Genomic DNA, 25,844 nt, shown 5'->3' on the forward strand with positions numbered 1-25,844 from the left:
GATCGTCTGCGCGTGTCGTCCGGCCCTCCAATCGGATTAGGCTCGCGCGCCGCAGATTTGGCGTCGGTCCCCTCAGCCCACCTGTTTCGGCGTCTGTAAGGCATAGGCCCTCACCGAGCCCAGCAGCCAGGAGCGAAAGGCCTCTAGCCGCGGTTGTCCCCGCTTTTGCTCCGGATAGGCGAGATAAATCCGGTAGGGATTTTGCACCGTGCAGGAATGTAGCTGCACTAGCCGTCCGCTTTCCAGCTCTGGCTCGATGAGGATGCGTGGCAGCAGGGCGATGCCGATCCCAGCCTCCGCAGCGCGGATCGCCATGACATACATATCGTAGCTGTGCGCCGGCAGGTCCGGCTCCTCCTCGCCCAGCACGGTGTCAAACCAGTTGCTCCAGGCATCGGGCAGATCGCGGGTGTGGATGAATGGCCCGAGCCGGAGCGCGTTGCTATTCCCACCCCCGCACTTTGCTGCGAAGGCTGCGCTGCTCACTGGCACCAACACGTCGTTGTCGAGTAGCATATCGCAACATAGCCCGGGCACCGGGCGGACGTCGAAGTGGATGGAGGCGTCGAAGTCGAAGTTCTCGAAGAAGCTGGGTTGGTCCCGCGCAGAGAGATGCAGGACGATATTGGGATAGCTGGCATGGAACTGCGGCAAGCGCGGGATGAGCCACTGCACCGAGAAGCTTAGCCCTACCGCGATCTCGAGGCGTACTTCGGGACCCGGCTTCATGATGTCTCGCGTGTCGCGCCGCAGCTGGTCCAGGTTCAGCCGAACACGCCTCGCATATTCGACGCCGCGCGCGGTGAGCATCACGCCGTTGCGCACCCGCTCGAACAGCTGAACGCCAAGCAGCGCTTCCAGCTCTGCGATCTGACGGCTGATGGCCCCTTGTGTCAGCGACAACTCGTCTGCCGCGCGGGAAAAGCTTTCATGGCGCGACGCCGCCTCGAAGGCCTGCAACGATGTAAGGCTCGGTACGCCTCGTCGCATGGTGTCCGTTCAATCTAGCGCTACGGCATGGCGGAAAACGTTCTCGCCCATTCAGCATTCCACGGCATTCACCGCAAGTCCACCTTCCGCCGTGTCCTTGTACTTAGATAGCATGTCGCGGCCATGGCTTAGGCCGCCGCAGCTTGTGTGGCGAAGTGGCAGACGGCGACATGGCCGGGGGCGGTGGTGACCGTCGGCGGCTCCACCTGGGCGCAGATCGCTCCCGCGCGCGGGCAGCGCGTGTGGAAGTGGCAACCGGGGGGTGGCGCCAGCGGGCTTGGCACGTCCCCGCGCAGCACAACACGCCGTTGCTTGCGCGCCGGGTCTGGCACCGGCACGGCGGACAACAACGCCTGGGTGTAAGGATGACGCGGATTGCGGAACAGCTCCTCCGCCGGCGCCAGCTCAACGACCCGGCCCAGGTACATCACCGCGATGCGGTCCGCAACATTGTGAACAACGGCCATGTTGTGCGTGATGAAGAGATAGGTGAGGCCAAGGCGCTGTTGCAGTTCGGCCAACAATTGCAGCACCTGCGCCTGGATAGAGACGTCGAGCGCCGAGACCGCCTCGTCCAGCACTACGAAGCGCGGCTGCAGGCAGATCGCGCGGGCGATGCCGATGCGCTGGCGCTGGCCACCGGAGAACTCATGCGGCAGACGCTCCGCCGCGCTGGCGGGCAGGCCGACCAGCTCCAGTAGTTCAGCTACGCGCCGGGCTCGCTCGGCGCCGCGCGCGACAGCATGGATGTCCAGGGGTTCGGCGATGATATCGCCGACCCGCATGCGGCCATCGAGTGAGGCGAATGGATCCTGGAACACCATCCCAAGTTGCCGCCGAACATGGCGCAGCGCGTGGCCGCTGAGGTTGGTGATCTCCTGCCCGTCAAAGGTAATGCGGCCGGAGGTGGCCTCCAGCAGTCGCACCAGCAGCCGGCCCACGGTGCTCTTGCCGCAGCCGCTCTCGCCGACGATGCCCAGCGTCTCGCCGCGCATGACCTCCAAGTCCACCCCATCTACAGCGCGTAGCGGCGGCTTGCGTGGGCCGAACAGGGTTCGGTGGCCGCCGAAATGATGGGTCAGGCCCTCGGCGCGAAGCAGAACGGGGTCAGTCATAGCGGGCTCCGCCAGCAGGCGCTCTCCTGGCCGGGCGCGCGTAATTCTAGTGGGGGTTGCTCGACCGCGCAGCGTGAATCGGCAAGGTGGCAGCGTGGGCTGAAGCGGCAGCCAATCGGCATGGCATCCAGCGGCGGCACGCTGCCGGGAATGGGCACGGGCAGGCGCGGCGGCCCGTCTAGCGCAGGCATGGCGGCCAACAGTCCGCGTGTATAGGGGTGCCGAGGCGCGGCGAACAGCGCCTCCACCCCAGCTCGCTCAGCCACGCGTCCAGCATAGAGCACCACCACGCGGTGAGAGAACTCGGCCACCACGCCGAGATCATGCGTGATCATCAGTACGGCAGTGCCGGACTGCTTGTTGAGGTCGCGCAGCAGATCGAGGATCTGAGCCTGCACCGTGACGTCGAGCGCTGTGGTCGGCTCGTCGGCGATCAGCAGCGCAGGGTCGCAGGCCAGCGCGATGGCGATCATCACCCGCTGACGCATGCCGCCGGAGAGGTGCGCGGGGTAATCCGCCATCCGGCGGGTGGCGGCGGAGATCTGCACCCGCTCCAGCAGTTCCACCGCCCGGCGGTGAGCGGCCGTGCGCGAGAGACCGCCCTGGCGCACCAGCACTTCCATGATCTGGTCACCGATGGTGAGCACCGGGTTCAGCGAACTCATTGGCTCCTGGAACACCATCGCTACCTCGCGGCCGCGGATGCGGCGCAGCGCCTTCTCGTTCAGCGCGACAAGATCGCGGCCGTTGAACCGAACAGAGCCACCCATGATGCGCACAGGCGGCGCCAACAGACGCATGATCGAAAGCGCGATCATGCTTTTACCGGAGCCGGATTCTCCCACCAGGCTCACCACCTCACCGGCGCCGATCTCGAAGGAGACGCGGTCTAGGATCGGAGTGCGGCCGGCGCAGACCGAGAGTTCCTCGACCTTCAGAACAGGATCGGCCATTACCGCCCATCCATCCGCATGCGCGGGTCCAGCTCGTCGCGCAAGCCATCGCCCATCAGGTTCACGCTCAGCACCGTCAGTGCGACGGCGATGCCGGGGAACAACGAAACCCACGGCGCCGTTGGGATATAGTCGCGCCCATCGGCAATGATGTTGCCCCAGCTTGGGGTTGGTGGCGGCAGGCCGACGCCGACAAAGCTCAGCACCGCCTCGGCCAGGATCGCCATGGCGAAGATGAACGTCATCTGCACCACCATGGGCGAGACGATGTTCGGCAGGATATGGCGGCGGATGATCCAGAAATGCCCGGCGCCAACCACGAGGGCGGCGTCGATGTATTCTCGCCTGCGCACTTGCATCACCGCCGCGCGCACGATTCGAGCGGTGCGCGGCGAATAGGTCACCGTCATCGCCAGCACGACGTTATGAAGCGAGGGGCCGAGCACGGAGGCCAACGCAATGGCCAGCAGCACGCCGGGGAACGCCATCAGCGCATCCAGTACCCGCATCAGCGGGTTATCCAGCCGCGAAAAATATCCGGCGGCGATCCCGATGATCAGTCCGACGACCGTGGAGGCCAGCACAGTCAGCGCGCCTATGGTGAGGGAGGTGCGCCCGCCATACAGGATGCGGCTGAGCACGTCGCGCCCGAAGCTGTCGGTTCCCAATGGATGCACGCCATTGGGCGCGCCCAAGCGGTAGCGGAAGTCGTTCTTCAGCGGCGCGAAAGGGGCCAGGTAGTCGGCGAGCAAGGTTGCCGCGAGGACGACGGTCAGAACCGCGGCACCGATGACGAGAAGCCGGTGCCGCAGCAAGCGGCGGCCAAGGCCGGCCCGCCTCGGGCCCGCAGGCAGGGATGTGGTGAGCGCCGTGCTCATCGCATCTGCGGGTCCAGGACAGTGCACAACATATCAATCACCAAGTTCACCAACACCATGAATGCACCGACGAACAGCACGCCGCCCTGGATTACCGGCAGGTCGCGCGACTGGACGGCCCCGATGATCAACCGGCCAACGCCGGGCACGGAGAAAATGGACTCGATCACCACCGCGCCGCTGAACAACACGCCGATAACGATGCCGAGCACCGTGAGCAGCGGAACGGCGATATTGCGCAGCGCGTGCTTGAACACGATCACGCCCGCCGGCAGGCCCTTGGCCCGCGCCGTGCGGATATAGTCCTGGCTCAGCACCTCGATCATGTTGGCGCGCGTCATGCGCGCGATGAGCCCGAGCTGCGTGATCGCCAGGCTGATGGCGGGCAGGGTCGTCGTGCGTAGCCAGCCCAGCGGGTGTTCCGTCAGTGGCACGTAGCCGCCGGTGGAAAACCAGCCGAGCGAGACAGCGAAGACATAGATGCCGACCAGACCAAGCCAGAAGTCGGGCAGGGAGAGGCCTAGCAGCGCGGTCGTCATCACGCCGTGGTCGAGCCTGCTGCCAGGGCGCAGCGCCGCCGCCACCCCGGCGCCAATGCCGAGCAGCAGCGCCAGCAACAGCGCATAGCAGGTGAGAGAGAGGGTGACTGGCAGGCGTTCAAGGATGGCGGAAGCGACCGGTCGGTTGAGCAGCACCGACTGACCGAAGTCGCCTACCAGCACGTTCGAGTACCAGCGCGTCGCCTGCACCAGAATGGACTGGTCGAGGCCAAGGCTCGCTCGGACCCGCTGCAGCTCCGCCTCGCTGGCGCCGGTGCCGGCGATGGCCGAGGCGGCATCGCCGGGCACCATCGCCACCAGGAGGAAGGCGATTACCGAAACCAGCAGGAGGACCACCACTCCGCTCGCTGCGCGCTTTAGGAGTAGTTCGCGCACTTCTTCTCTCTCAGGTAAAGGAAACATCCCACATCCGCGGGATGCGGAAGGGGCGATAGCCAGTGAGATTGGCGCGAGTGGCCTGGTAGATGCCGAGTTCACCCAGATTAATGGCGTAGGCCTGCTCCATCAAGTGGTGCTGGAACTCAGCGAAGGCCTGCTTCTGCGCCTCTTTCGTGGGCGCCGTGCTCAGTTTGACGGAAAGCGCGTCCAGCACAGGGTCTTGCTTCATCTGCCAATTGTTCTGGCCGGTGAAGAACGTGGTGGTGGAGAAGGGGCCTTCCCACGGCTCAACGCCGATGAAGATGGGGAACATGTTCCAGCCCGTGGGCTTGGTGCGCGCGGCGACGACGGTCGGCCAATCGGCCACCTGCAGCTTGACGTTGATGCCGACGGCTTGCAGGTGCTGGCTGGCGATCACCGAGGCATCGTTGTCGTTCTTGTAGGAGTTGTCGGTCAGCAGGGTGAAGGGCTCGCCCTTGTAGCCGGCCTCCTTCAGCAGGCTGTGTGCACGGTCGGCATTGTTGACATTGTAGAGGTTTGGATCCTGCTCCTCGGTGAAGTAGTCGGAGCCCGGATACTGCCAGCTCGGAACCAGACGGTAGAGATTGTCGGTGGCGATGGCCATAATCTCTTCCGTGCCGAGGGCGGCCAGCACCGCCTGGCGGAACTTTACGTTGTTGGTCGGCGCCTCGTTGGCGTTAAGAAAAAAGGTCTGGATGGCCCAGGGGGTCATCTCGTAGAGATTCACCGAGGCATTGGACTTCAGGCGCTTGGCATCGGTGGTCGCAAGCTGCTCCAGCGCATGCACCTCGCCTGCCTGGAGGGCAGCAGCGCGCGCGCTCGACTCCGGCATGAAACGGAAGCGGATGGCTTCCAGATAGGCCGTCTTCTTGCCGCCGAAGCCGTCGGGGCCTGCGAACCTGTCGTCCGCCGCGTAGTTGGCGAAGCGCTTCAGAAGCACGTGGCTATCAGGACGGTACTCCACGAACTGATAGGGGCCGGTGCCGATCAGCGCGGCCTTGTTGACCTCCTTCGCCGCCTCTTCGGCCGGCATCACCACCATAGGTGCGCGCGGGCTGCTGATGAAGCTGAGGAAGCCCGGCACTGCCTGGTTTAGCTTCACCACGATGGTGTACTTGTCCGGTGCCTCGATGGAGGAGACGCTCTTCAGGATCTGAGCGGAGCCGCCAACCTTCTGGTAGCGCTCCAGCGAGGCTTTCACGTCGGCAGAAGTCATCTCCTTGCCGTTGTGGAATGGCACGCCCTGGCGCAGGTGGAAAGTAAAGCTGTCGAAGGCCGGGCTGGCCGTGCAGTCGGAGGCCAGGGCCGAGATGACGCTGCCGCTCTCGCCACGCGTGTACAGCGTCTCGAATATATGCATCGAGATGTTGCGCGCCGCTTGCAGCGATGTCGTCATGGCATCCAACGTCGCGGGCGCGGCCTGTTGCGCAACAATCGCCTCACCGCCTGCCTTCTGCGCAAAGGCCGGGCGACCAAGGACGGTGCTCGCAGCGGCACCGGCGACACCGACGAGCAGCGTGCGGCGATTAACAGCTAGGATCTTCACAGGGCGCGCCTCCAAAGAAAGGGGATGAGGGGTTTGGAATGTCTCAGTTGGCGTAGTCGGGCTCTTCGCGGTCCAAGATGCGGCGCCAAGCATCGAGATGGCTGCGAGCGTCGAAGCGCTCACTCCAGGCGCCGTTCCAGCGGTAGCGCAAACTGTCGTCCAAGTGCTGCAGCTCAAGGCCAGCGCTCTGCGCTGTCATCTGGTACATCGCCGTGCGCTCGGCCATGTAGAGCTCATCGAAGGCATCGTGAATGGAGGGGCCGACGACCGTGACCCCGTGGTTACCCATCAGCAGGATGGTCTTGTCACCCAGCAGGCGTGCGATACGGACGCCCTCATCGTCATTCAGCACCGGACCGTTGTGCACTTCGTCGTAGGCAATGCGGTCACATAGCGCGAGGCTGTTCTGATGTGCGAGCTCCATGCGCCCACGCTTGGCCATAGACAGGCCGGTCAGGTACTGCGGATGGACGTGTAGGATACAGCGGGCCTGTGGGTGCATGCGGTGGATGCCGACATGGATATGGAAGGCGACCTTGCGCAGCTCGCCATCACCCTCCACCACCTCGCCATCCATGTTACACAGGATGAGGCTGCTGGCGGTGATCTCTTTAAAATGGAGGCCGCGCGGGTTGATCAGGAACAGATCATCGCTTCCAGGTAACATGAAGCTGTTGTGGTTGGCGATTTGCTCATTCATGCCCATCCGGCCCAGAGCGCGGAAGAGGGCGGCAAGATCGCGCCTATAGTCGAGTTCATTGGTGATCGACATCATACCTTCTCTAGTAAGATCGCTGCCGATCAAACGACATGTCTGAGTTTGCCCTTTCCGCACCAAGAGCGCGCTCGTCTACATGAAGCTTGTCGTCGCTGAGAATACTTGAGGCATGAGGGGGCGCGCCGCTGAACGAGTCAAATCATTAAATCTCATAGCCCTATTACACTTAAACACTGTGGAGTAAGTGGAGTTGCTCCGTGCCGGCTGGCGACGACCCCTGACGCCCCATCTTCTCCGCGCATCGGCACGGCGGAGCGCCTCGTTCAAACGTTACGGCGATATAATCCTGCGAGCGGGGCGGTGTTCATACTCAAAAAATATCCAGCCCGTTCATCACAAATCCGAGTCGACGCAAGTGACCGGCTATTCGGTTCGTTGCGATCGACCCGCTATCGGTTGCTGTGCGCCTGACCTGAAGTCGCAGCAACGCCGTGCAACCTCGGCAACCATATACCCCAGCGCAGAATGTGACTGCTTCAAGAAAACCGCGTCGTATCGAACCGCCGGTGTCGGTGGATCGGTTGTCACCACTTGCATAAGCCCGCTCTGGATTTGCTGTGTGAAAAGATCTACCGGCAGCATGCTCACGCCAACCCCGGCTGCCACCAGACCGCCCACGACGACCGCATTGTTGCCGCCACAAATACGCTCGGGATCGACGCCCGCACTTTCGAGGCCTCTTGAGCTCAAAATTGTACTGATGGACTTGGGAGCCTGCTCGATGACGGGAACGGTACCAAATTCGCGCAACGGGATCGTTCGCTTGTTGTCGAACGTGCCAGGGCGGCAGAACCAGGCGAAGCGAGCACTTCCGAGAGACACCCGCGCGGCCGAGGCGGGGAGCTCTGGCTCGGGCAGGATAGCGAGATCGAGGCGTCCATCGATTACTTGTTCTAGCATCGGCCCGGACGTGTCGACATGTGGTTGCAGGATAACATTCGAAAAGAAATCACGCATCTGCTGCAAGAACGCCGGGAACCAGGTCAGGGCAACCAGTTCGGTCAGGCCGATGTGCAGCACACGTACCACACGCCGATTAGTGTCCTGGTAGGCCTGCAGTCGTCCAATGCTGTCCAACAATCCCTCGCACAGCGCGAACAATTCGTGCCCTTTCGCGGATAATCTCGCTTTCTTGCCACTCCCTTCGAATAGACGTGCAGCTGACTTCGCTTCGACATCCTGCAAGCGCTTGGTTGCCGCGGATTGCGTGATGTGGAGCTTGTCTGCTGCCCGCTGAATGGTACCAAGCTTAGCTACCCAGTAGAACGTCTCGATCTGCTTGACCGTCAGCATCACAATTCAGCCTTTTCCGCCAGCGCTTCGCGTGTGGCGGCGTCCTGATAGCGCGTCCGATAATTGCACGTCGCGCGCGCGAGCGTAATGATCCTGCGGTGGAACGGTGTCAACGCGTCGTGCCGCGCGACGGCGACATAGCGCACGGGTGGCATTACAGGCGCTACCTGGACTTCGCGCAACAGACCCAGCGTCACGAGTTCGCCGGAGATGGCGTTCGGTAGACAGGCGATGCCCAGCCCGGCGCTGGCCATGCCGCCAAGTGCTGCGAAGCTATTGCAGGTCAGGATGTTGCGCGGTTGCACGCCGTTGCGCTCGAGCCACTTGCTCATTTCATGTCCGGCTGCAGAGTCGGCAGACTGCGACAGCAACGTCAGCTGGCCGAGCTCCGACACGGCAAGCCTGCGTCGCTTCAGGCTGAACGCTGGACTGCAATACCAGCCGTTACGCACACTGGCGAGCGGGAATCTCAAGATGTCGGTCCAGCGAGGCGCGTCCGGCACGATTGCCAAATCCAGCTGCGCCAGTCTGAGCTTTTCGTAGAGATCTGCCGCGACGCCGCCCACCTCCAGTTCGACATCCACCAGCGGGTAGGTCGAACGCAGGGCATCGATGAAGGCAGGCAGCCAGGTTAGCGCCGCGAGCTCAGTCACGCCCAACCGCAACGACCGCCGCAGTATCTTCTTACTCACGTACTGACTGACCATGACATCGCGTTGCTGCAGAATCGCACGCGCTTGCGCGAGGACTTCGAGGCCGTCGACGGTTAAGCGTGCCGATCGCGAGCCGCGATCGAATAACGGCTTCGGGAATTGCCGCTCCAGCTCGCGAACGTGGCGCGAGACGCCGGACTGAACGCTGCCGAGCTTGCGGCCGGCGGCCTCAAACGAACCCATGTCCGCAATAGCAACCAGTGCCTCGAGTTGCAGGAAAGTGATTTGGTGCGCCAAGCTGCCCTCTGAGATCGATCTCATTTTGGAATGTAAAATGATGCATAAATATCTCTTTATTTTCAATCCCGCTCAACCAAGAATATGAGCTTGAAGTCGCTTTCCAGGTTTACCTCCAAGTCTCCGCAATACCGATCGAGCATCTCAAACGTTCGCAGTTGCATCTCGAAGCACCCTATCGATGGAGCTCACATGACATCGTCCAACAAACTCACCGCAGCATTGCTCGGACTCGCCATCGCCCACCTTTCGGGCGCCGTACGGGCCGATGAACTCGCGGACATCACGGCGCGCGGAACGCTGGTGTGCGGAGTACTGGCCAATTTCGAGCCATTCGGCTTCCAGGATCCGGCGTCACGCGAAATCGTCGGTTACGACGTCGATTACTGCAAGGGCGTCGCCAAGGCACTGGGCGTCAAACCTGTGTTGCAGGTGGTGTCGATGGAGGCGCGCATTCCTGAACTGCAGCAAGGCCGTGTCGACGTCCTGGCCGCGGTGCTCGGCTACTCGTCCGCGCGGGCCGAGCAACTCGCATTCACGCATCAGTACTACGTCGCCAAGCAGGTCATCGCGGTGAAGATCGGCAGTCCGTTCAAGGTGCGGGATGATCTCGAGGGCAAGCGCGTCAGCACAATCAAAGGCTCCAGCAACATCGCGATAATGGGTCAGGTCATGCCGAGCGTGCAACTCATCAGCTATGACGACTCGCCGTCCGCGTTCTTGGCCATGGTGCAAGGCAAGGTCAATGGCTTTGTCGTTACCGAACCCATCATGCACCGCTTTGCCGCCAAACTCGGAAATGACATCAATGTCGAAGCGCTGTCGCCGCCGGTAGGTCGCGAATACTGGGGATTAGGGATCAAGAAGGGGGAGCAGGCTTTGCTCGATGCGGTCAGCAACGCGCTGGACGGAATGGAAAAATCCGGCGAGGCCGAGCAGATATTCGATAAGTGGCTTGGCCCCAGCACGATCTATCGGATGCACCGCGATTTCAAGATTGAACCGATCAAAGGCTGACCTTTAAGCCGTCCCGGTAATGAGGAAACCTCATGTTGGCGCACCTCGACTTTTCGAGCGTTTTTGCGGCGAAGAATCTGCAACACCTCATCTGGGGCGTGCAGTACACAGCGCTGCTGACGTTGACGAGCTGGGTGCTTGCGGTGGCGCTCGGCACGGTGATGGCGACGCTGCGCTCGACCGATAACCCGATCATCGAGCGTCTCGTTGCCAGTTACGTTGCATACCATCAGAACGTGCCGATGCTTGCGCAATTGTTCCTCTGGTACTTCGGATTTACGACGCTGCTGCCGGAGAGCGCGCAAGCATGGATCAATACGCACGGCGGCGAATTCATCTTCGCGTCGATTGCCATTGGCCTGTGCATGGCGGCCTACTACTCGGAGGACATCAGGAGCGGCCTGCGAGCGGTATCGCCGGGTCAACATGAGGCAGCCCGCTCGCTGGGTTTGAGCTTTGCGAAGTCGATGCGATACGTGATCCTGCCGCAAGGCTTTCGCATAGCAATGCCGCCGTTCATCAATCATACGGTGGTGCTCTTCAAGAATACCAGCCTGGCTATGGCGATCGGTGTTGCCGAGCTCACCTATACGATCCGTGATATCGAGAACCAGACCTTTCGAACCTTTGAAGTCTATCTCGTTGGAACGGTCTTTTACCTGGCCATTTCGTTGGGCTTGATGGGTGTGGGGGCAGCGATCACGCGCAGCGCCCGCATCCTGGCGAGATGAGCGATGCTCGACATGCTGATCCACAACGCGCATTTCCTGCTGCTCGGGCAATATCCCGACGGCCCGGTCGGCGGTCTTGCGCTTACGCTGGTGCTCTCTTTGATCACTCTTGCTTGCGCCTTTCCGCTCAGTGTGCTGCTGGCGTTGTGCCGGGTCTCGCCCTACAGGGCGTTCAGTGTGCCCTCGGCGATCCTCGTCTATTTCGTGCGCGGCGTGCCGCTCGTGATGCTGGTGTTCTGGAGTTATTTTCTGGTGCCGGGGCTTATCGGCCATGTCGTCGGCGCGTTCACAGCTTTGGTCGTCACGCTGGTGATCTACCAGGCGGCCTACCTGTGCGAGATCGTCCGCGCGGGCATCGATTCGATGACCAAGGGGCAGACCGAGGCCGCGCGCTCGCTCGGGCTGAGTTACGGATCGACGATGCGTAACGTGATTCTGCCGCAGGCGCTGTACAACATGCTGCCGAGCATTCTCAGCCAATGCGTATCGACGGTGAAGGACACGTCGATCGGCTATGTCATCAGCGTCCAGGAGCTGACGTTTTCGGCCCAGCAAATCAATGCCAGTCTCCTCACGCAGCCGTTCCAGGTGTTTTTGATTCTCGCGCTAACCTACTTCGCGGTGTGCTACGCGCTCACCCGATGTGTGCAGTTGGTCGAACGGCGCACCTCGCGTCAACGCGCTTCGGGAAAGAGGCCGAATGTCGGGAGCATCATCGATGATACAGTTCTCCAAAGTTAATAAATGGTATGGCGAATACCAAGCGCTCGTGGATATAACCGCCGAGGTCAAGCGAGGCGAGGTGGTGGTGGTATGCGGTCCTTCGGGATCGGGCAAGTCGACGCTCATTCGTACTGTCAACCGCCTGGAGGCGATTCAGGGCGGCGAGATCACGGTCGATGGCACCAGTGTCCATCAAGCGTCGTTGAACCTGAACCGGTTTCGCGCCCGCGTCGGCTTCGTATTCCAGCAGTTCAATCTGTTTCCTCATCTGTCGGCGCTCGACAACATATGCCTGGCGCCGCTCAAGGCGGCCGGCAAGAGCCGCGCGGATGCGAAGCGACAGGCCTTGGCGCTGCTCGATCGCGTGGGATTGGCCAGCAAGGCAAACTCGTATCCGCAGCAGTTGTCCGGAGGACAGCAGCAACGCGTTGCGATCGCCCGCGCGTTGGCCATGGAGCCCCCTGTGATGTTGTTCGACGAACCGACCAGCGCGCTCGATCCGGAAATGGTCGGTGAAGTTCTCAACGTCATGAAATCGCTCGCGAGAGACGGCATGACGATGATGTGCGTGACCCACGAGATGGGATTCGCACGCGAGGTGAGCGACAGGGTCTGGTTTATGGATCGCGGTGCGATTCTCGAAATCGCCGATCCACATACGTTCTTTCGATCGCCAAACCACCCGCGCGCGCAGGCATTCCTGTCCGATTTGCGCCACTAAGTCAGGCCGCCGTCGATGCCTAGCCGACCTCCGATGAAATCCATGCCAGCCAGACGGCCTCGATGCGCCACAATGATGATTCCATGACAACGCACAACATGATCACCCCAATTGCCGCAGACCTGGTGCCGGCGGTCGCAACACCTTGCTTTGTGGTGATGGAAGACCGTGTTCTGCACAATCTACGGGTCACCGCGCAAGCGTGTGGCGGCGTAGAGCGCCTGATGCCGCATGTGAAGACTCACCGCGCCGCGTGGCTCGTCGCCTTACTGCTGGCGAATGGCGTCGACGCTTTCAAGGCTAGTACGTTGACCGAGGTCGAAATGGTGCTGGCCGCAGGCGCCACGCGCGTCACCTGGGCATTCCCGACCGTTAATCCGCAGAACATCGGCCGCTTTGTTGAATTGGCCACAATATTTCCGAAGGCCGAACTTACGGGCTTGGTCGATTCCCGTAAGGGACTTGAAGTCTGGACCCGGCTGCTCGACGGCGCCCCGCCTTCGATCAATCTGCGTATCGACCTCGACCCTGAGATGGGGCGCACCGGAGTCCCGATGAACCAGACCGCGCTCGAACTCGCGCGCGCGGTCGCCCGGCTCGGCCGGCTGGCGGGGTGGCATCTCTACGATGGCCACATTCGCGGCGCGTATGACGAGCGCAAAGTCGAAGTGCAAAAGCTCGCCGATACCCTGGAGACGCTGCAGTCTGGCCTGCGCGGCGACGGCATCGACGTCGATGCGATCGGAGCCTGCAGCTACACGTTCGACCTGTGGCCGCGCTCCGTGATGCGTCATGTGTCGCCCGGTACCTGGGTGTATTCGAACGCGGAGCACCTGAGGGAACTTGCGCATCACAACTGGGTTGCTGCCGGGTTTGTGTTGACGACGGTAGTTTCCACGCGCAATGGGACGGCGACGCTGGATGCCGGCAGCAAGGCGATCTCACCGGACAAGCCGCAGCGGCAGCGCTTTCAAGGCGTTGGCGACATCGTGTTGATGAATGAAGAGCACACGGTGATCCGTTGCGACACGCTCGACACCGGCGACCGGCTGTTGCTGGTCCCAGAGCACACGTGTACCACCGCTTACCTGTACAACCATGCTCTGGTTCGATCCATTGACGGACAGTGGGGCTATCGCGATCAGCTTGGCAACGAACGTTCGATTGTCGCGTTGACGGGGCGACCGCCGGTAGGCGGTCGCATTCCGACCTCTGTCGGAGTTTCCCTCCAACCCGAGACGCCACAATTGGCCGAATCGAGCAAGCACCCGTCGACGGGCGGCCACTACAGCCTATGGCGCAAGGCCGGCGGCATGATCTATGTAGCAGGTCAGGTTCCGCGAGATCGCGAGCGAAATATTCTTGGCGACTCGATTGAGGAGCAGACCACCGCGGTGCTCAACAATTTGCGGCTTGTTCTGGAAGACGCCGGCACCGATTTCAGCCGGCTCGTTCGCGTCCAGGCGTATCTATCGGATATAAGCGAATTTCAGCGCTTCAACGCGGTGTACGCCAAAGTGATGGGCCTTGCCGCTCCGGTGCGAACCACCATCGGATGCGCGCTCAACGGCGTACGTGTTGAAGTCGATGCTGTCGCTGAAGCCGGAGACGTTACGGGCGGCGCGTAATCAAGTCCCCCGAATTTATCGTAGAGAAAGAAGATGGATTTACAACTGAAGAACAAAACTGCCCTCGTTCTCGGCGGCGGGGGCGGCCTCGGTGGCGCAATTGGCCGAACACTTGCGGCCGAGGGCGTACGGGTTGCCGTGGCTGACATCGATTTGAATGCAGCCGAAATGACGGCGAAAGCGATTGGAGAAGCGGGCGCGCACGCGATCGCCCTGCAATGGGATCTTGGAGATCTGTCGAGCATAGACAGTCATGTCGCCCGGATCGAGAAAGAACTGGGATCCGTTGACGTGCTGGTGAACAACACCGGAGGGCCGCCGCCGACGCCGGCGCATGGACAGGATGCGGCACTTTGGTGCAAGCATTTCGAGAGCATGGTCTTGTCAGTGGTATCGATCACCGATCGGGTCCTTCCGGGAATGCGCCGACGTGGCTTTGGCAGGATCATCACCAGCACGTCATCGGGTGTCGTTTCACCAATCGCGAACCTCGGACTGTCCAACGCACTGCGGATGTCTCTGGTCGGCTGGTCGAAAACGCTGGCACGGGAAGTTGGCCGCGACGGCGTCACCTGCAACATCGTCTTGCCCGGGCGCATCGCCACAGATCGCATCCGCCTGCTTGACGGCGCTAAGGCTGAGCGCGAAGGACGATCGATCAAGGATATTGCCGTCGAAAGCACGGGATCGATTCCGGTGGGACGGTATGGCGAGCCGCAAGAGTACGCAGATGTAGTGACCTTCCTTGCAAGCCCTCGCGCATCATACATCACTGGCTCGACCGTCCGGATTGATGGCGGCCTCATTGCCAGTATCTGATCATCGCTCTCTTTGAAAGTACCAACCATGACCATCGACTCTCTTGACGACAAGATCATCGCTGACCTTTCGGGCGTGTCTACGGCAACGCTTACGACGGTCCTGCTGAAGCATGGCCTTCGAAACGTGTGGCTTCGCGGTACACGACCAATAGCGGAAGGTCAGCCGCGGCTTGTTGGCCGCGCATTCACCCTCCGCTTCGTGCCTGCTCGGGAGGATCTTGCGACACCCGCTTCATGGGGCTCACCCATTTCAACTCGCGCTGCTATTGAGGCGATGCCAAGGGGCTGCATTGCTATAGTGGGTGCTCTGGGCGTGACCGATGCTGGAATCTTCGGTGACATTCTCTGTGCGCGGATGCACAAGCGCGGAGTTGCAGCGCTTGTCACGGACGGTGTTGTTCGGGATATTGCGGGCGTGCTGGGTACCGGCCTGCCGGTCTGGTGTCAGGGAACGGCATCGCCGCCCTCCGTGGCCGGGTTGACTTTTGTCGGCTGGCAGGAACCTATCGACTGCGGTGGCGTCGCGGTATTTCCGAACGACGTCATCGTGGTCGATCAGGATGGTGCAGTGCTTATTCCGGCCGCGCTCCTGGAGAAGGTGGTCGCCGCGTCGGTTGAACAAGAGCGGTTGGAGAATTGGATCATGAGCGAGGTCGAAGCTGGCGCCGCTTTGCCGGGTCTTTACCCGCCAAACGACGTAAACAAGGCTCGTTACGAAGCGACCAGAAGTTAACGACGCGAGGCGTCGAACTTAAACCCTCGCGGGTCGCTGCGTTCGAGATGTCAGCCTAGCGTTCTGTTGCGAAAATGTCGAAAAGGTGGGAAGCGAGCCAACGGTGTGCGCCTCGTTAGGCGACGAGCTTGAGCTTTTGCCGCTTTCTTTCGGGTGGCTGCTCTCCCGACGCATTCTTGCGCGGCTTGATGAAGTCGGCCCACGCCTGCAGCACCTCGCGGCGTCGCTTGATCATCTCGCTGTCCCAATACGAAAGTTCAGCCTCATCGCCGATACGGTGTGACAGGCAGAACTCGAGCACTTCGCGGCGGAAATTGTGCTCCTTGTTGTCTGCGCCCCAATTTCGGAAGCTGGTGCGGCAGCCATGCATGGTGGATTTGACGGCAGTGCGCTCGATGGCCCCAACAAGCGCGTTCGCCCGGAACGGCTGATGTTCGTCCACATGGTCGGAGGGGAACACGTACTTATCCGTGCGCCGCATCGATTGGATGATCTCGATGGCCTGATCTGACAGTGGAACGAGATGGGGTTTCGGCTCTAGCTCGCCCTTAATTTTCATCTTCTCAGCCGGAACCATCCACGTCCTTGCTTCGAAGTCGAGCTCCGCCCATTCCATCAGTCGGATTTCTTGGCTCCGCGATACGGTGAGGATGCCGACTTCTGTGCAGCGCGCGGCGTTGCCGGGATCATAGCGCAGCCCTGTCATCATTTGCGGCATCTTCGTATATGGCGCGGACCGATGCCGCTTCTTACGATTCAGCTTGCGGGGCGACGGTAGCAGGTGTTTCAGATTGCCGCGCCATGCCGCCGGGTTCTCGCCCAAGCGCAGTCTCAACGCTTTGGCAGCGTCCATCAGCCGCTCGATGCGCTGGCGCGTCCGCGACGCTGTGACCGGCTTCACGGTCCAGATCGCCTTGAGCGCCTCCAACACGTGTTCGGTTGTGATCTCCTGGAGCTTCTTATCGTGCAGGCTCGGCACGTCCCGGATGGAGCGCTGCCACTGCTTCAACTCCTCTTCGGACAGCCCCTGGCACCAATCAGGATACTGCTCCTCGGCAAACTCCTTGAACGTCTTGCTGCCCTGAGCGGTGGCCCGCTTCTTGACGCGTGGATCGATACCCTCGCGCTTCAACGCGACCTTATAGTCGCGTGCTTTCTCGCGCGCGCTGCTTAGGGTCAGAATGTCACCGCTTGTGCCGTCGCGGTCGCCAGCCCTGGCGAACTCCATCTGCGCCCGCTTGCCCTCGAGGTCGGTGAAGCGGAAGGCCCACACCCGATCACCGCTTTCGCGCACCACCAGATAGAGCCCCCCACCGTCCGCATGAACGCCAGCTTGCAGGGATTTAACTTGGTTCGAATTGAGAGCCAATTTAACGTTCCCTTCCGCTTACCACTTGCCGTCGCGGAATGCTTTGTCCGTGACCCAAGCGAAGAACTACCTATTTTAAAGGGCCTTCTGCATTTTGCATGGTCCGGTTACTTACCGCTTTTGCGCCGCGTCCCTGCGACGCGCGTGACCGCCTGCGCGCTGGCGACGGTTAGGCCTGGTGTCCTGACCCGTGCTCCCGACACGCCTTCCTACGGCCTTGCCCCGGGCGCCTGTCCATTGTCGTGATGACCGCGACGTGCTCGACGCTGGGCGTGTCGCTCGTTGGATCGGTTCGATGCTCGATGGCAAGCTCCTGCGCGTGCCAGACCAGCGCGGCATCCTCCCGTTCCGCCTGCAGCCGGTCATTCCCAATCTCGCTAAAGCAGACACTGTTGCTGCATCAGCGCATTCGCACAGTCGCAGTGGACCAGCTCAGCTGGAGCGCGCGGATCACAGCTTCCTGGTTCAACCGAGTCGTAAACGCGAACGTGTGCGAGACCTCGCCATGCGCGCGGCCGGAGACCGCTGCCCCTTGTCGGCGTTCATCGCGACCAGTGGAAATGCGCATCGTGTGCTGCGGTCAGGCAGCACCGCCAAAGTGCTCCACAAGCCCATCGATGGACGGCCGGGCTCAACAAATGGCTGAACGTGTCTAGGAAGACATTAAGCGGAACTTACTTCAGTCGACCTGCGGGCGTCCGGCAGCGTTTTGAGCCACAATCTCAAATCGTCCGGCAGGACGACCGTACGCCTCCCGTGCTTCTTGGCCTTGAGATCACCACTGCTTATCGCCTCGCGAATGGAGGTCAGCCCGATCCCGGTGAGGGCGCTTGCCTCCTCTGGTGACACCGACAGCCGTTCCGAGAGCGGTACCTTTCCCTTCTGCCCGAACTCGTTCATCACTTAAGCCCTTTATCGTTCGCGGGCCACAACGGCGTGGCTAGTCGCGTTGCCCTTCCTCGGCCTGCATTCCGGCACAGGCGACAACCTCACGCGTGCGTAGCTTGGTACACTGGCCGTTAAAGAGCGCATCGGAAAACGTGATAATGGCCCACATGATGCAATTAGCCGTGCCGAAGCAAAATGGTTGTCAAAAATGCGTGGTACATTTGGCTACGAAAGCGAGTGAAAGGGAAGGTCTAGCTTCGCATCTACAGAGAGGTCACGTTAAGACTGCGCAGTTTGATCTAGGTCGCTGTTAGCAAGCAATCGTTTGGGTTCTTAAGCTTCGGTGGCCGATCTAAAATGCATCGCCCCTCGCGGTGTAGTTACGATTGATCTTACATCGGTCGGTCTGCTTAAATCGGTAACGTCGGCCCACCGGAAACTGCCAGAGCGATTTTGATAGGCCGGACAAGTCGCCGGCAGACTGACATCGTGACAAAATTCACGCATCGAACTAGCATATCGAGTCAACTCAGGGAGAGTTGCGCCTCTATGCGGCTATGCCGTTACGCCAGCTCTCGAATCGAGGAGCTAAAATGGCGAAGAAGGCAAAGACGACGGCTACGAAGAAGACAACTGTGCGCCGCGAATACACAAAAGCTGACGTTAAGGAGCTGCGTTCTCATTCAAAAGCGAAGACTCCGGTTGTAGAAATTGCGAAGCTCACAAAGCGCTCCGAAGGCTCACTCCGCCAAAAGGCGCTGAAGCTTGGAATTAGGCTCGGTCACCAACGCTAGGCGCCGAGCGGACCGCCAGCATAGATCGGGGCGGTGTCTAGCAGCTGTAGCGGCGCAGCCAGCGCAAGATTCGCGACGTTGTTATCGGCGGTTTAAGCACCGGCCACATCAATGCAAAAGGCGGTCTGATCGGAATCCGTCCTTCGCCTAAACAGCCGCAGGAAGTCATTATTGTCGGCGAACAGAGGTCCGGGTTCTACGACGAGGAGCTGCGGCCCCAGGGATCGCCCACAACGGAATGATGGCGCTTGCGGCGCGCAAGGACCTTCGCGCCGCTTTCAATATGTGCTGGAGCGCGCGGCGGGGGCCTTTCGATCCCGGCGAGCAGCGCGGAGCATACGAGGGATGACCAAATTACGCTAACGCGGATGCGCGCGCACCGGGACACGCAGACCCGGCTGCGTGTAGCCGGCGGCCCAGACTATGAAGTACAATATGAAACGAAGAAACAGGGCGGTCGGCGTCGGCGGTGAAGAAAGCGGTCAAGAAGGTCGGCAACACGCGCAAGCGCGTAGAGAAGCGGCTCGGTCGCTGAAGGACGTCCTCGCCGGCGCCGAGCTCCCTGGCGCCTTTTCCATCTAGGTTTCGGGCGGGCAGTCAGGGCAGGTGTCGCCGATCGAGTCCGGCACGTCATCGATTGCGAGGGCCGCGGCGTCGGCTGACACACCCGGCGGCGGATCCTCGCGAGCAGCATTGAAGGCGCGCTCGCGAGCGTGCGGATCGGCGCGGTCCTGAATCCAGCCGTGCGCGCTGCACTCGCGGATTGCGCCGGCCTCCTGTAGCACGTAGATCGCCCAGCCACGCAGCGTGCGGGTCTCCGGGTGAAGCGCGTCGGTCGTTTTTGAGCAGAATCGGCTCCCAGAGATACCGCGCCGCCTCAGCTTGTGCGTCACACACGCCAACACCAATGTCACGTAGGAGGTTGGGTTCGTTCTTGAGATATACGCCGAAGCGAGTGGCCAGATCGGTGGAGGAGATGCCGTTGCCATTCCCGGCGGCGGACGTCTGAATGAGTTTGATCAGCACCAGCATGGTGCATCGTGATGCATGAATCGCATCACGGCCGGACTGCCGGCGATGATCGCGGCAGCCCGAAAATGTCACTGCCGACCATTTCTCACTTGTCAATCTCAAGACCGCGCATCGACCATGCCATGCTGGTATCTTCAGCTCGCTGAGCTCGCCCTGGCTGTTTTTCTCGTTCGGTGCGGACTATCCTGAACGACGGTGGTTTGGCTCGACATCTCGCATCTCAAGTTCATCAATGCCGCAATGCAAAGCCGTTCTCCGGATTGCAGAATAGGCGCGGACGACCCGAGGCAGGCATGGCAACGCTTGCCAGCAACGCTTCTCCCTCGATGCCAGCAGCTCATTGCACGTTAGAGCCGGAAACCGCATCCACCGGCCGAGTGAAGAATGCTTTGGTGGAACCCTTGAGAACCATCCCGGTCAAATAGCTCATTTGCAGCAGGAGTGCGAAGATCAGGGCGGACGACCACGGTCGCAATGAGATCGCAAAGATCGTGAGCCAGCCAATCAGAATAACCGGCGGCAGAACGACTACTCGATACCGAAGGCCGAGCATGAGCCCTATCAATACGGTGTAAGCGGCGAGCATCGTCACGTGCAGACTCCAACTGTCTCCGCGAAGCTACGCCGGCTCGTCTAACGTTGGTTTAAGTTATAAAGCAAAATTTGTCTTGTTTGTTGGATTGGCGGATTGGCGTGCTTTCCCCGCTAAGTGCGTCGGGTCGGGAGCCGAGCTGCAGCAAGCGACGCACCAAGCCCTGGTCCCCCGGTTCCGTTCGGCCTAGGCGCTCGGGACGCCCAGACACTCAAACTCTGGCTTCGCAGGCCGTCGCTGCTCTGCTTCGGAACGTGCGTGCGTCTTATGCGTTCAAGATTGCAGCGGTCTGCCTTCCTGATGCCAGGAAGTCTGCATTGAAGGGAATCCGTTCAGCACGAGTTATCCATCTCCGTTGAAGCGCTGCTTCCGCCGTCGAAAACGCGCGACATCCGTAAAATTGTAGCAAACGATTTGAGTGAGACGAAATAGGCCCAAAAGTTAAATGCCCTCGTGGAGCCTGCAAGAGGCTTGCGACGGGGGCGTTAATGTCTACTAGCAACTACCGCATTTTGACCGATTTTGCCGTGCCCCCAGGCAGGGATGCCGTGGATGGCCTTGCAGCGATCGCTGCGGCGCTCGACCAGGGCTTGGATGCTGCGCCTCATCGACGCGGACAGAAATCGCTCGATATCCTTGCAATCGTCTGCGGTTGGGCAGTGCTTGTTTCGGTTGTGCTACACCCGGAGCTGCAGCTCGCCGCCATCGGGCTCTGCGGCGGCTTCATGGTTGTGCGCACCGCATTTCGCGGCGCATTCGGCGCGCGAGAGCCGTCGTATCTTTAAGCCGGTCCAATTCGGTCCGAAGCGCTGCTTGAACTCGACTGGATGGTGCCCGGAGCGCTCGCGGCCGCATCGGCCGGGATCGGGAGTTGAAGCTCACCCATCTGGATCGGATAAGAGTGAGACGTCTTATCCCATACCAACGGTTTACCGGACAGGCGATGACTTGTGTAGATGCGAACCGCACGCCATGTCGCAAAGAAATTGACGAAGTTGCCGACGACGAGCCGGGGCGCCGACATTAATGCGTGTCGCAGGTTGTATATCATGCCTGTGAAGATCATGCGATTTAACAGACGCCAGACTAGGAACGCAAAGGTTACCCAAAACAGTGTCCTGACCCACTCGGACGACAATAGGGTATAGCTCAATTCGAGGTTGGGGTCGAAAAACCATCGAAACAGTTCGAAGGCAACCAGATTGGCCATCGCAAAATATGCGAGCATCACGGCCGGGCTCGTTATCACGCCCTTTCGATCTCGCGCCAGGAAGTACTTCGTTCCGAACGTGCCCTTCCAGCCGATTTCCTCTGTGCCTTGAAAGACAATCCCCAACAGCCACCGCGCTCGCTGGCGGTATGCGGCCTCCAGCCCGGAGGGAAAGAATTCGCGAGTCGCGATCGGGAGACTCCGATGCAGGATACCGGGGGCGCCCGCATCGATGTCGATATCGATGGAGTAGCTCGCGGGATAGGCGATGAAAGCCGACTTGAAGCCAAGCTCGGAGACGCGGAAAGCGATGTCGTAATCTTCGGTGAAGGATGCGACGCGGAACGCTTCGCCTTGGTTTTTGTCGACAAGATGAACGATGGCCTCTCGGCTGAAGCAGGCGGAAACGCCAGCGCAGGGAACCACGCCTGAGACGCGTTGCCGGACCTCGAGATCCTTGGTGTGCATTTCTGCAAACTCGTCCATGTAGATTCCGCCGATCAGGGACACAATGGGACGCGAGAATGAATAGACCGGCAGTTGAACGAAGTCGTAGATGTCGACGAGCCTGTTGAAGAGCTTCAATTCAAGAGGGTGAATAAGATCCTCGGAGTCGTGCATGACGATGCCAGCAAATTGAATGCCGTGCTCAGCCTCGTACATGAAGATGTCGGACGTGATCTGATTCAGACAATCCGCTTTGCTGGTTGGGCCGTCGCGAGGGACCAGGACCATGTGGATATTGGGATAGAGGCTTTGCCCCTTGCGTATCTCGTCCTGGGTGAGAGGATCGTTGAGATAGACGCCGACGAAGTAGTGGGCTTGGCCATAACGAAGAAGACGCGAGTTGGAAGACAGCATCGAGAAGATCACGTCGTGCTCCTTCCAGCACGGGATCATGATCGCGAACGGCCGCTCCGGCAGTTGCTCGAGAAGCTCGACGTCGGGTAATTCGCTCGATCGGCTCCTCGTAGTGCCGAGCAGTCTGCCGCTCCAGTACAGGAGATCCACCAGAAGATCGTCGAAGCTGGAAATGGCGATGATGATGCCCGCTGTGAGCATCATGATTTCGATCAGATAGAGATATTGGGCCAGAAAGCCGGTCAGATTTACCATAAGCTACGATGCATATTGAAGTGGAACGACCGTCGCATCTTGCCGCTCTTGAGCGGTCGAGAAATGTCGATAGAGAGCATCGACTATTCTTCGGCTGGCATGTCCGTCGCCATAGGGAAACACCGGACGAGCCATTTGGCTGTATTTTGCCGGGGATTTGTGAAGCGCGTAGAGCGATTTGAAGACGCCCTCGCGGGAGGTGCCGACGAGTTCGACGACACCGGAGGCGACAGCCTCGGGGCGTTCCGTGAGATCGCGAAGTACGAGGACGGGCTTGGCGAGCGCCGGGGCCTCCTCTTGCAGGCCCCCACTGTCAGTGACGACGCACCATGCATTCTGGATCGCAGCAACCATCTCCCGATATCCGAGCGGTTCGACAAGATGGATTCTCGGATTGCCAGAGAGGATCTCGATGGCAGCGTCGCGGGCATTCGGGTTTGGGTGAACCGGGAAATACACACCCACGTCTGGCGTCAGATCGACGAATGCTCGAACCCCTGTGAGCGCATCCCGCAATTTCGAACCGAAGTTCTCTCTGCGATGCGCCGTCAGCAATATCATCCGACGAGATAGAAACTCGGCCGGAGGCGGGGGCTTGGTCGCTGCGACCTCCAGAAGCGAATCGATCACCGTATTGCCAGAGACGAGCACCCTGTCCTTCGGTACGTTCTCGTCGATCAGATTTCGGGCCGCAGCCGAGGTCGGAGCGAAGTGTAGGGTTGCAGAAACCGCGATGGACCGTCGATGAAACTCTTCGGGAAACGGCGCGCCGAGTTCGGACGTTCGCAATCCGGCTTCGATGTGCGCGAAGGCGATCTTCCGGTAGAAGGCGGCAACCGAAGCTGCATAGGCCGTCGTGGTGTCTCCCTGGGCCAGGACACAGTCCGGTTTCTCCTCTCCGAAAATGCGGTCCAGTTTATGGATAAGACGGCTGGCGACTTGCGCCGGGCCGCATGACGCATCGCGATGGCGGATCGCAATATCAGGCCTCAGGCCGAACTCGGCCAGCGTTTGGTCAAGCAAGTCACTCTGCTGGCCGCTGGCTACGATCTTTACGCTGGCCCAACTCGCGTCGCGCAAGCGACGAACGACAGGAGCAACCTTAATGACTTCTGGACGGGTGCCTATAACGATTAGAAAGGTCCGAAAAGGAATCGAATGCGAAAATAGAACCTGAGGCGGGTGATGCATGCATAAGCCCAAAAATCGACGTACTAGCGCCGCCGAAATTATGCCGCGCAGGCCGGGTTTGACCTCTCAAGGTTTAATCCAAGTAACAGTTTAAACCACGCGGCTGCGCCAGACAATTGATGTTTCGGTATTTTCGCCCCAATTTCAAAGGATTGACCAGAGACGGTAAATATTGTCGGTCCGGTCCGACGAAGGAATGGGACCCGAAGGCCGCACCGACCACCCCAGCTACGCCACCAATGTCTGGCATTTGCGACCTAGGCATCCGGCCGCTCGCGCCACACGCTTGCCTCGTAACCATCAATGACCTGGTGCGTGTGCGTGAATTCCTGCAACTGTCGCAGCGGCTCGATCACCTTCCTTGCGATGAGCACGGTGTTGGGCTCGGCGTGCTTCTGCATGTGGCCGGCGATGTCGATGACGCGGTCGGAGATGGTTTCCAACTGGGTCGAGTCGTCAAAATAGACCAGACCGGCGTTGACCCCGCAGCGCACCGAAAAATCGGCTTTAGAAATCTTCACCTCGCTATTGAACGCCTTTAGGCTTTTGATCACGTCCTTTCCTGCTTGGCAGGCATCCTCCACGTGGGCAAAGCAAGCCATGACTCCGTCGGGCGTCCAGGCAGTCTTCAGAACTCCCCGCGCGCGGAATATTCGCTCCACCAGCTTTCGATATTCCGCGAAGTCGTACTGGACTGATGCCGGGTCTTCGCCCGCCTTCATTGCGGCTGATCCGACGACGTCGATCGCCAGAAAAGCAACTTCGCGGCCGAAGGAATCGAGCTTCTTCTTAGTCTCGGCGAAAACACGCAGAAGGTCTTGCCGGTTGACGGAGTTTCCGGCCTCGGCGGCCTTCAAGGTGCTTTCCAGCTCATTGTCCAGTGCAGATCCCGGTTTGACACCTGCCTTGTTGCGCCAAGCCTGCGCCGACTTTCGGAATAACCGTCGATTGAGCGATTGCTGGCTTCTTTGAGCTAGTGAGCCGGCGATGAACGTGACGATCATGGCGAGCCCGATCAAGATCCAGTCCGAGCGGTCAGCGCCCGCGATGTTGGTGGGAACGTAATGGTGCAGGAGCGGAGCAGATTTCTTCAGAACAATGTCGCGCGCCTCAAGCAAAGTCGCCGAAAAGCTTGCGTTCTTGGGATTGTCGAAGAGCAGAAAGACCTTCGGGATGAGTAAGATGAGAACAAGGACGAAAGTTGCAATTCCGAGTAATCGCCTCATCGTGAAAAGAAAACTCACAAGGAACGATTTCGGAGCTTCGCGATGAACCACTTAATCATCTCCAAGGCCATTGACGGCCCAACGGACGGGGAAAACTCCGAAACTTATAGTCCGCCAGCGACGCGGCGCGCAATTCTTGCGAACGACAACCTTGCAAGACTTCTAATCAGGATAATGCTGGTTGTCCTCGGTGTGGCATCGTGAAATCGGATGCGAAAGGCGGTGCTCGGGGGCGAGGATTCGCTCAGATTTTCTTGTGCCACAACCTGAGCTTTCCAGGAAGCTAAGCAAGGAGCACCGAAGCTCTTGGCCCCGACAGATAGCCGGCCCCGGGCAGGACCGGATAGCCGCCGCAACTAACCCGCCCGGACGCCGTCCCGACTACGACGCGGGGCGTTCCTAATGCAGCTAGCTTCGCGAGGACCGCCGTGATGAGGACGGGCCCATTGAATGAAGGCCAAGTCAAATGCCTATTATTCAGGCCGCGGATTGGAGCGCCACGGGCCCCGCCTTTATGGAAAGACCAATGCAGAAGCTAACTATCCTGTTGCTTCAGCCTCCCATTAAGCTTAGTTTAAAATTATATTAAC

The 25,844-nt window shown here is 60.3% G+C and carries 26 protein-coding genes and 1 pseudogene; 11 read left to right on the top strand and 16 right to left on the bottom strand.

What is annotated here, in order from left to right:
• Positions 1–72: 72 nt before the first annotated feature.
• The 9 genes from V1280_RS43065 to V1280_RS43105 all read right to left on the bottom strand — a co-directional run bounded on the left by V1280_RS43065 (position 73) and on the right by V1280_RS43105 (position 9,462).
• Positions 73–960 (bottom strand): LysR substrate-binding domain-containing protein, encoded by an 888-nt coding sequence (locus tag V1280_RS43065; RefSeq protein ID WP_334536990.1) that lies wholly within the window; start codon positions 958–960, stop codon positions 73–75.
• A gap of 158 nt (positions 961–1,118) precedes the next feature.
• Positions 1,119–2,105, bottom strand: coding sequence for an ABC transporter ATP-binding protein (locus tag V1280_RS43070; protein WP_334536991.1), 987 nt, complete (start codon positions 2,103–2,105; stop codon positions 1,119–1,121).
• Entirely contained in the window at positions 2,102–3,058 is a 957-nt protein-coding gene (locus tag V1280_RS43075; protein ID WP_334536992.1) for an ABC transporter ATP-binding protein, read from the bottom strand. The genes V1280_RS43070 and V1280_RS43075 overlap by 4 nt, the downstream gene beginning before the upstream one ends.
• Positions 3,058–3,936, bottom strand: coding sequence for an ABC transporter permease (locus V1280_RS43080; protein WP_334536994.1), 879 nt, complete (start codon positions 3,934–3,936; stop codon positions 3,058–3,060). Before V1280_RS43080 ends, V1280_RS43075 begins: the two co-directional genes overlap by 1 nt.
• Positions 3,933–4,898 (bottom strand): ABC transporter permease, encoded by a 966-nt coding sequence (locus V1280_RS43085; protein WP_334536995.1) that lies wholly within the window; start codon positions 4,896–4,898, stop codon positions 3,933–3,935. The genes V1280_RS43080 and V1280_RS43085 overlap by 4 nt, the downstream gene beginning before the upstream one ends.
• On the bottom strand, positions 4,882–6,441 hold the full coding sequence (locus tag V1280_RS43090; RefSeq protein WP_334536996.1) for an ABC transporter substrate-binding protein: 1,560 nt from the start codon (positions 6,439–6,441) through the stop codon (positions 4,882–4,884). Before V1280_RS43090 ends, V1280_RS43085 begins: the two co-directional genes overlap by 17 nt.
• A 43-nt stretch (positions 6,442–6,484) precedes the next feature.
• Entirely contained in the window at positions 6,485–7,216 is a 732-nt protein-coding gene (locus V1280_RS43095) for a class II aldolase/adducin family protein (RefSeq protein ID WP_334536997.1), read from the bottom strand.
• Between the two features lie 366 nt (positions 7,217–7,582).
• Entirely contained in the window at positions 7,583–8,512 is a 930-nt protein-coding gene (locus tag V1280_RS43100) for a LysR family transcriptional regulator (protein WP_334536998.1), read from the bottom strand.
• Positions 8,512–9,462, bottom strand: coding sequence for a LysR family transcriptional regulator (locus V1280_RS43105; protein WP_334536999.1), 951 nt, complete (start codon positions 9,460–9,462; stop codon positions 8,512–8,514). Before V1280_RS43105 ends, V1280_RS43100 begins: the two co-directional genes overlap by 1 nt.
• Before the next feature lie 192 nt (positions 9,463–9,654).
• Between V1280_RS43105 and V1280_RS43110 the strand changes: the two genes are divergently transcribed.
• The 7 genes from V1280_RS43110 (at position 9,655) to V1280_RS43140 (ending at position 15,836) form a co-directional block, all read left to right on the top strand.
• Positions 9,655–10,479: an ABC transporter substrate-binding protein gene (locus V1280_RS43110; RefSeq protein WP_334537001.1), complete on the top strand. Its 825-nt coding sequence runs from the start codon at positions 9,655–9,657 to the stop codon at positions 10,477–10,479.
• 32 nt (positions 10,480–10,511) lie between these two features.
• The gene (locus V1280_RS43115; RefSeq protein WP_334537002.1) at positions 10,512–11,210 is read left to right on the top strand and encodes an amino acid ABC transporter permease; all 699 of its coding nucleotides are present in this window, start codon (positions 10,512–10,514) and stop codon (positions 11,208–11,210) included.
• 3 nt (positions 11,211–11,213) lie between these two features.
• Positions 11,214–11,951 (top strand): amino acid ABC transporter permease, encoded by a 738-nt coding sequence (locus tag V1280_RS43120; RefSeq protein ID WP_334537004.1) that lies wholly within the window; start codon positions 11,214–11,216, stop codon positions 11,949–11,951.
• Positions 11,929–12,654: an amino acid ABC transporter ATP-binding protein gene (locus tag V1280_RS43125; protein WP_334537006.1), complete on the top strand. Its 726-nt coding sequence runs from the start codon at positions 11,929–11,931 to the stop codon at positions 12,652–12,654. The genes V1280_RS43120 and V1280_RS43125 overlap by 23 nt, the downstream gene beginning before the upstream one ends.
• 83 nt (positions 12,655–12,737) lie before the next feature.
• A complete protein-coding gene (locus V1280_RS43130) occupies positions 12,738–14,282 on the top strand; it encodes a Rid family hydrolase (protein ID WP_334537008.1) in 1,545 nt (514 codons plus the stop codon).
• Positions 14,283–14,315: 33 nt separating this feature from the next.
• Positions 14,316–15,101 carry an SDR family oxidoreductase gene (locus V1280_RS43135; RefSeq protein WP_334537010.1) on the top strand — a complete coding sequence of 262 codons (786 nt, stop codon included), beginning with the start codon at positions 14,316–14,318 and terminating at the stop codon, positions 15,099–15,101.
• 27 nt (positions 15,102–15,128) lie between these two features.
• The gene (locus V1280_RS43140) at positions 15,129–15,836 is read left to right on the top strand and encodes a ribonuclease activity regulator RraA (RefSeq protein WP_334537012.1); all 708 of its coding nucleotides are present in this window, start codon (positions 15,129–15,131) and stop codon (positions 15,834–15,836) included.
• 115 nt (positions 15,837–15,951) lie between these two features.
• Here V1280_RS43140 and V1280_RS43145 read toward each other — a convergent pair whose 3' ends face one another.
• The gene (locus tag V1280_RS43145; protein ID WP_334537014.1) at positions 15,952–17,205 is read right to left on the bottom strand and encodes a tyrosine-type recombinase/integrase; all 1,254 of its coding nucleotides are present in this window, start codon (positions 17,203–17,205) and stop codon (positions 15,952–15,954) included.
• A gap of 295 nt (positions 17,206–17,500) precedes the next feature.
• On the opposite strand from V1280_RS43145, the gene V1280_RS43150 reads away from it, so the two are divergent.
• A complete protein-coding gene (locus V1280_RS43150; RefSeq protein ID WP_334537016.1) occupies positions 17,501–17,851 on the top strand; it encodes a hypothetical protein in 351 nt (116 codons plus the stop codon).
• Positions 17,852–17,868: 17 nt separating this feature from the next.
• On the opposite strand, the gene V1280_RS43155 is transcribed toward V1280_RS43150, so the two are convergent.
• A complete protein-coding gene (locus tag V1280_RS43155) occupies positions 17,869–18,105 on the bottom strand; it encodes a helix-turn-helix domain-containing protein (protein WP_334537017.1) in 237 nt (78 codons plus the stop codon).
• A gap of 581 nt (positions 18,106–18,686) precedes the next feature.
• Between V1280_RS43155 and V1280_RS43160 the strand changes: the two genes are divergently transcribed.
• Both V1280_RS43160 and V1280_RS43165 read left to right on the top strand, forming a co-directional pair.
• Positions 18,687–18,887, top strand: a complete 201-nt coding sequence (locus V1280_RS43160; RefSeq protein WP_334537019.1) for a hypothetical protein — start codon at positions 18,687–18,689, stop codon at positions 18,885–18,887.
• A 368-nt stretch (positions 18,888–19,255) separates the two neighbouring features.
• Positions 19,256–19,422, top strand: a pseudogene (locus tag V1280_RS43165) (DUF3606 domain-containing protein).
• Positions 19,423–19,465: 43 nt separating this feature from the next.
• On the opposite strand, the gene V1280_RS43170 reads toward V1280_RS43165, so the two are convergent.
• Together V1280_RS43170 and V1280_RS43175 are read right to left on the bottom strand one after the other, a co-directional pair.
• Entirely contained in the window at positions 19,466–19,753 is a 288-nt protein-coding gene (locus V1280_RS43170; RefSeq protein WP_334538581.1) for a hypothetical protein, read from the bottom strand.
• A gap of 503 nt (positions 19,754–20,256) precedes the next feature.
• Complete coding sequence (locus V1280_RS43175; protein ID WP_334537021.1) at positions 20,257–20,511, bottom strand: hypothetical protein; 255 nt, start codon at positions 20,509–20,511, stop codon at positions 20,257–20,259.
• 512 nt (positions 20,512–21,023) lie between these two features.
• Between V1280_RS43175 and V1280_RS43180 the strand changes: the two genes are divergently transcribed.
• Entirely contained in the window at positions 21,024–21,296 is a 273-nt protein-coding gene (locus tag V1280_RS43180; RefSeq protein WP_334537022.1) for a hypothetical protein, read from the top strand.
• Here the strand turns inward: V1280_RS43180 and V1280_RS43185 are convergent.
• From V1280_RS43185 to V1280_RS43195, 3 genes are all read right to left on the bottom strand, one after another.
• Positions 21,293–22,837 carry a glycosyl transferase family protein gene (locus V1280_RS43185; RefSeq protein ID WP_334537023.1) on the bottom strand — a complete coding sequence of 515 codons (1,545 nt, stop codon included), beginning with the start codon at positions 22,835–22,837 and terminating at the stop codon, positions 21,293–21,295. The genes V1280_RS43180 and V1280_RS43185 overlap by 4 nt on opposite strands.
• A 3-nt stretch (positions 22,838–22,840) precedes the next feature.
• Positions 22,841–24,028, bottom strand: a complete 1,188-nt coding sequence (gene wecB, locus V1280_RS43190; protein WP_334537024.1) for a non-hydrolyzing UDP-N-acetylglucosamine 2-epimerase — start codon at positions 24,026–24,028, stop codon at positions 22,841–22,843.
• A gap of 257 nt (positions 24,029–24,285) precedes the next feature.
• On the bottom strand, positions 24,286–25,305 hold the full coding sequence (locus V1280_RS43195) for an adenylate/guanylate cyclase domain-containing protein (RefSeq protein ID WP_334537025.1): 1,020 nt from the start codon (positions 25,303–25,305) through the stop codon (positions 24,286–24,288).
• Between the last annotated feature and the right edge of the window lie 539 nt (positions 25,306–25,844).

Origin of the sequence: Bradyrhizobium sp. AZCC 2230, from assembly GCF_036924495.1 — a bacterium.
In the GTDB taxonomy this organism is placed as follows: Bacteria; Pseudomonadota; Alphaproteobacteria; order Rhizobiales; family Xanthobacteraceae; genus Bradyrhizobium; species Bradyrhizobium rifense.

What these genes read in the sequence shown, in the direction of transcription:
- V1280_RS43070 (WP_334536991.1), bottom strand. Translation starts at nt 2,105, where the DNA reads ATGACTGACCCCGTTCTGCTTCGCGCCGAGGGCCTGACCCATCATTTC.
- V1280_RS43075 (WP_334536992.1), bottom strand. Translation starts at nt 3,058, where the DNA reads ATGGCCGATCCTGTTCTGAAGGTCGAGGAACTCTCGGTCTGCGCCGGC.
- V1280_RS43080 (WP_334536994.1), bottom strand. Translation starts at nt 3,936, where the DNA reads ATGAGCACGGCGCTCACCACATCCCTGCCTGCGGGCCCGAGGCGGGCC.
- V1280_RS43085 (WP_334536995.1), bottom strand. Translation starts at nt 4,898, where the DNA reads ATGTTTCCTTTACCTGAGAGAGAAGAAGTGCGCGAACTACTCCTAAAG.
- V1280_RS43095 (WP_334536997.1), bottom strand. Translation starts at nt 7,216, where the DNA reads ATGATGTCGATCACCAATGAACTCGACTATAGGCGCGATCTTGCCGCC.
- V1280_RS43100 (WP_334536998.1), bottom strand. Translation starts at nt 8,512, where the DNA reads ATGCTGACGGTCAAGCAGATCGAGACGTTCTACTGGGTAGCTAAGCTT.
- V1280_RS43110 (WP_334537001.1), top strand. Translation starts at nt 9,655, where the DNA reads ATGACATCGTCCAACAAACTCACCGCAGCATTGCTCGGACTCGCCATC.
- V1280_RS43115 (WP_334537002.1), top strand. Translation starts at nt 10,512, where the DNA reads ATGTTGGCGCACCTCGACTTTTCGAGCGTTTTTGCGGCGAAGAATCTG.
- V1280_RS43120 (WP_334537004.1), top strand. Translation starts at nt 11,214, where the DNA reads ATGCTCGACATGCTGATCCACAACGCGCATTTCCTGCTGCTCGGGCAA.
- V1280_RS43125 (WP_334537006.1), top strand. Translation starts at nt 11,929, where the DNA reads ATGATACAGTTCTCCAAAGTTAATAAATGGTATGGCGAATACCAAGCG.
- V1280_RS43130 (WP_334537008.1), top strand. Translation starts at nt 12,738, where the DNA reads ATGACAACGCACAACATGATCACCCCAATTGCCGCAGACCTGGTGCCG.
- V1280_RS43135 (WP_334537010.1), top strand. Translation starts at nt 14,316, where the DNA reads ATGGATTTACAACTGAAGAACAAAACTGCCCTCGTTCTCGGCGGCGGG.
- V1280_RS43140 (WP_334537012.1), top strand. Translation starts at nt 15,129, where the DNA reads ATGACCATCGACTCTCTTGACGACAAGATCATCGCTGACCTTTCGGGC.
- V1280_RS43150 (WP_334537016.1), top strand. Translation starts at nt 17,501, where the DNA reads ATGCTCGATGGCAAGCTCCTGCGCGTGCCAGACCAGCGCGGCATCCTC.
- V1280_RS43155 (WP_334537017.1), bottom strand. Translation starts at nt 18,105, where the DNA reads ATGAACGAGTTCGGGCAGAAGGGAAAGGTACCGCTCTCGGAACGGCTG.
- V1280_RS43160 (WP_334537019.1), top strand. Translation starts at nt 18,687, where the DNA reads ATGGCGAAGAAGGCAAAGACGACGGCTACGAAGAAGACAACTGTGCGC.
- V1280_RS43185 (WP_334537023.1), bottom strand. Translation starts at nt 22,837, where the DNA reads ATGGTAAATCTGACCGGCTTTCTGGCCCAATATCTCTATCTGATCGAA.
- wecB (WP_334537024.1), bottom strand. Translation starts at nt 24,028, where the DNA reads ATGCATCACCCGCCTCAGGTTCTATTTTCGCATTCGATTCCTTTTCGG.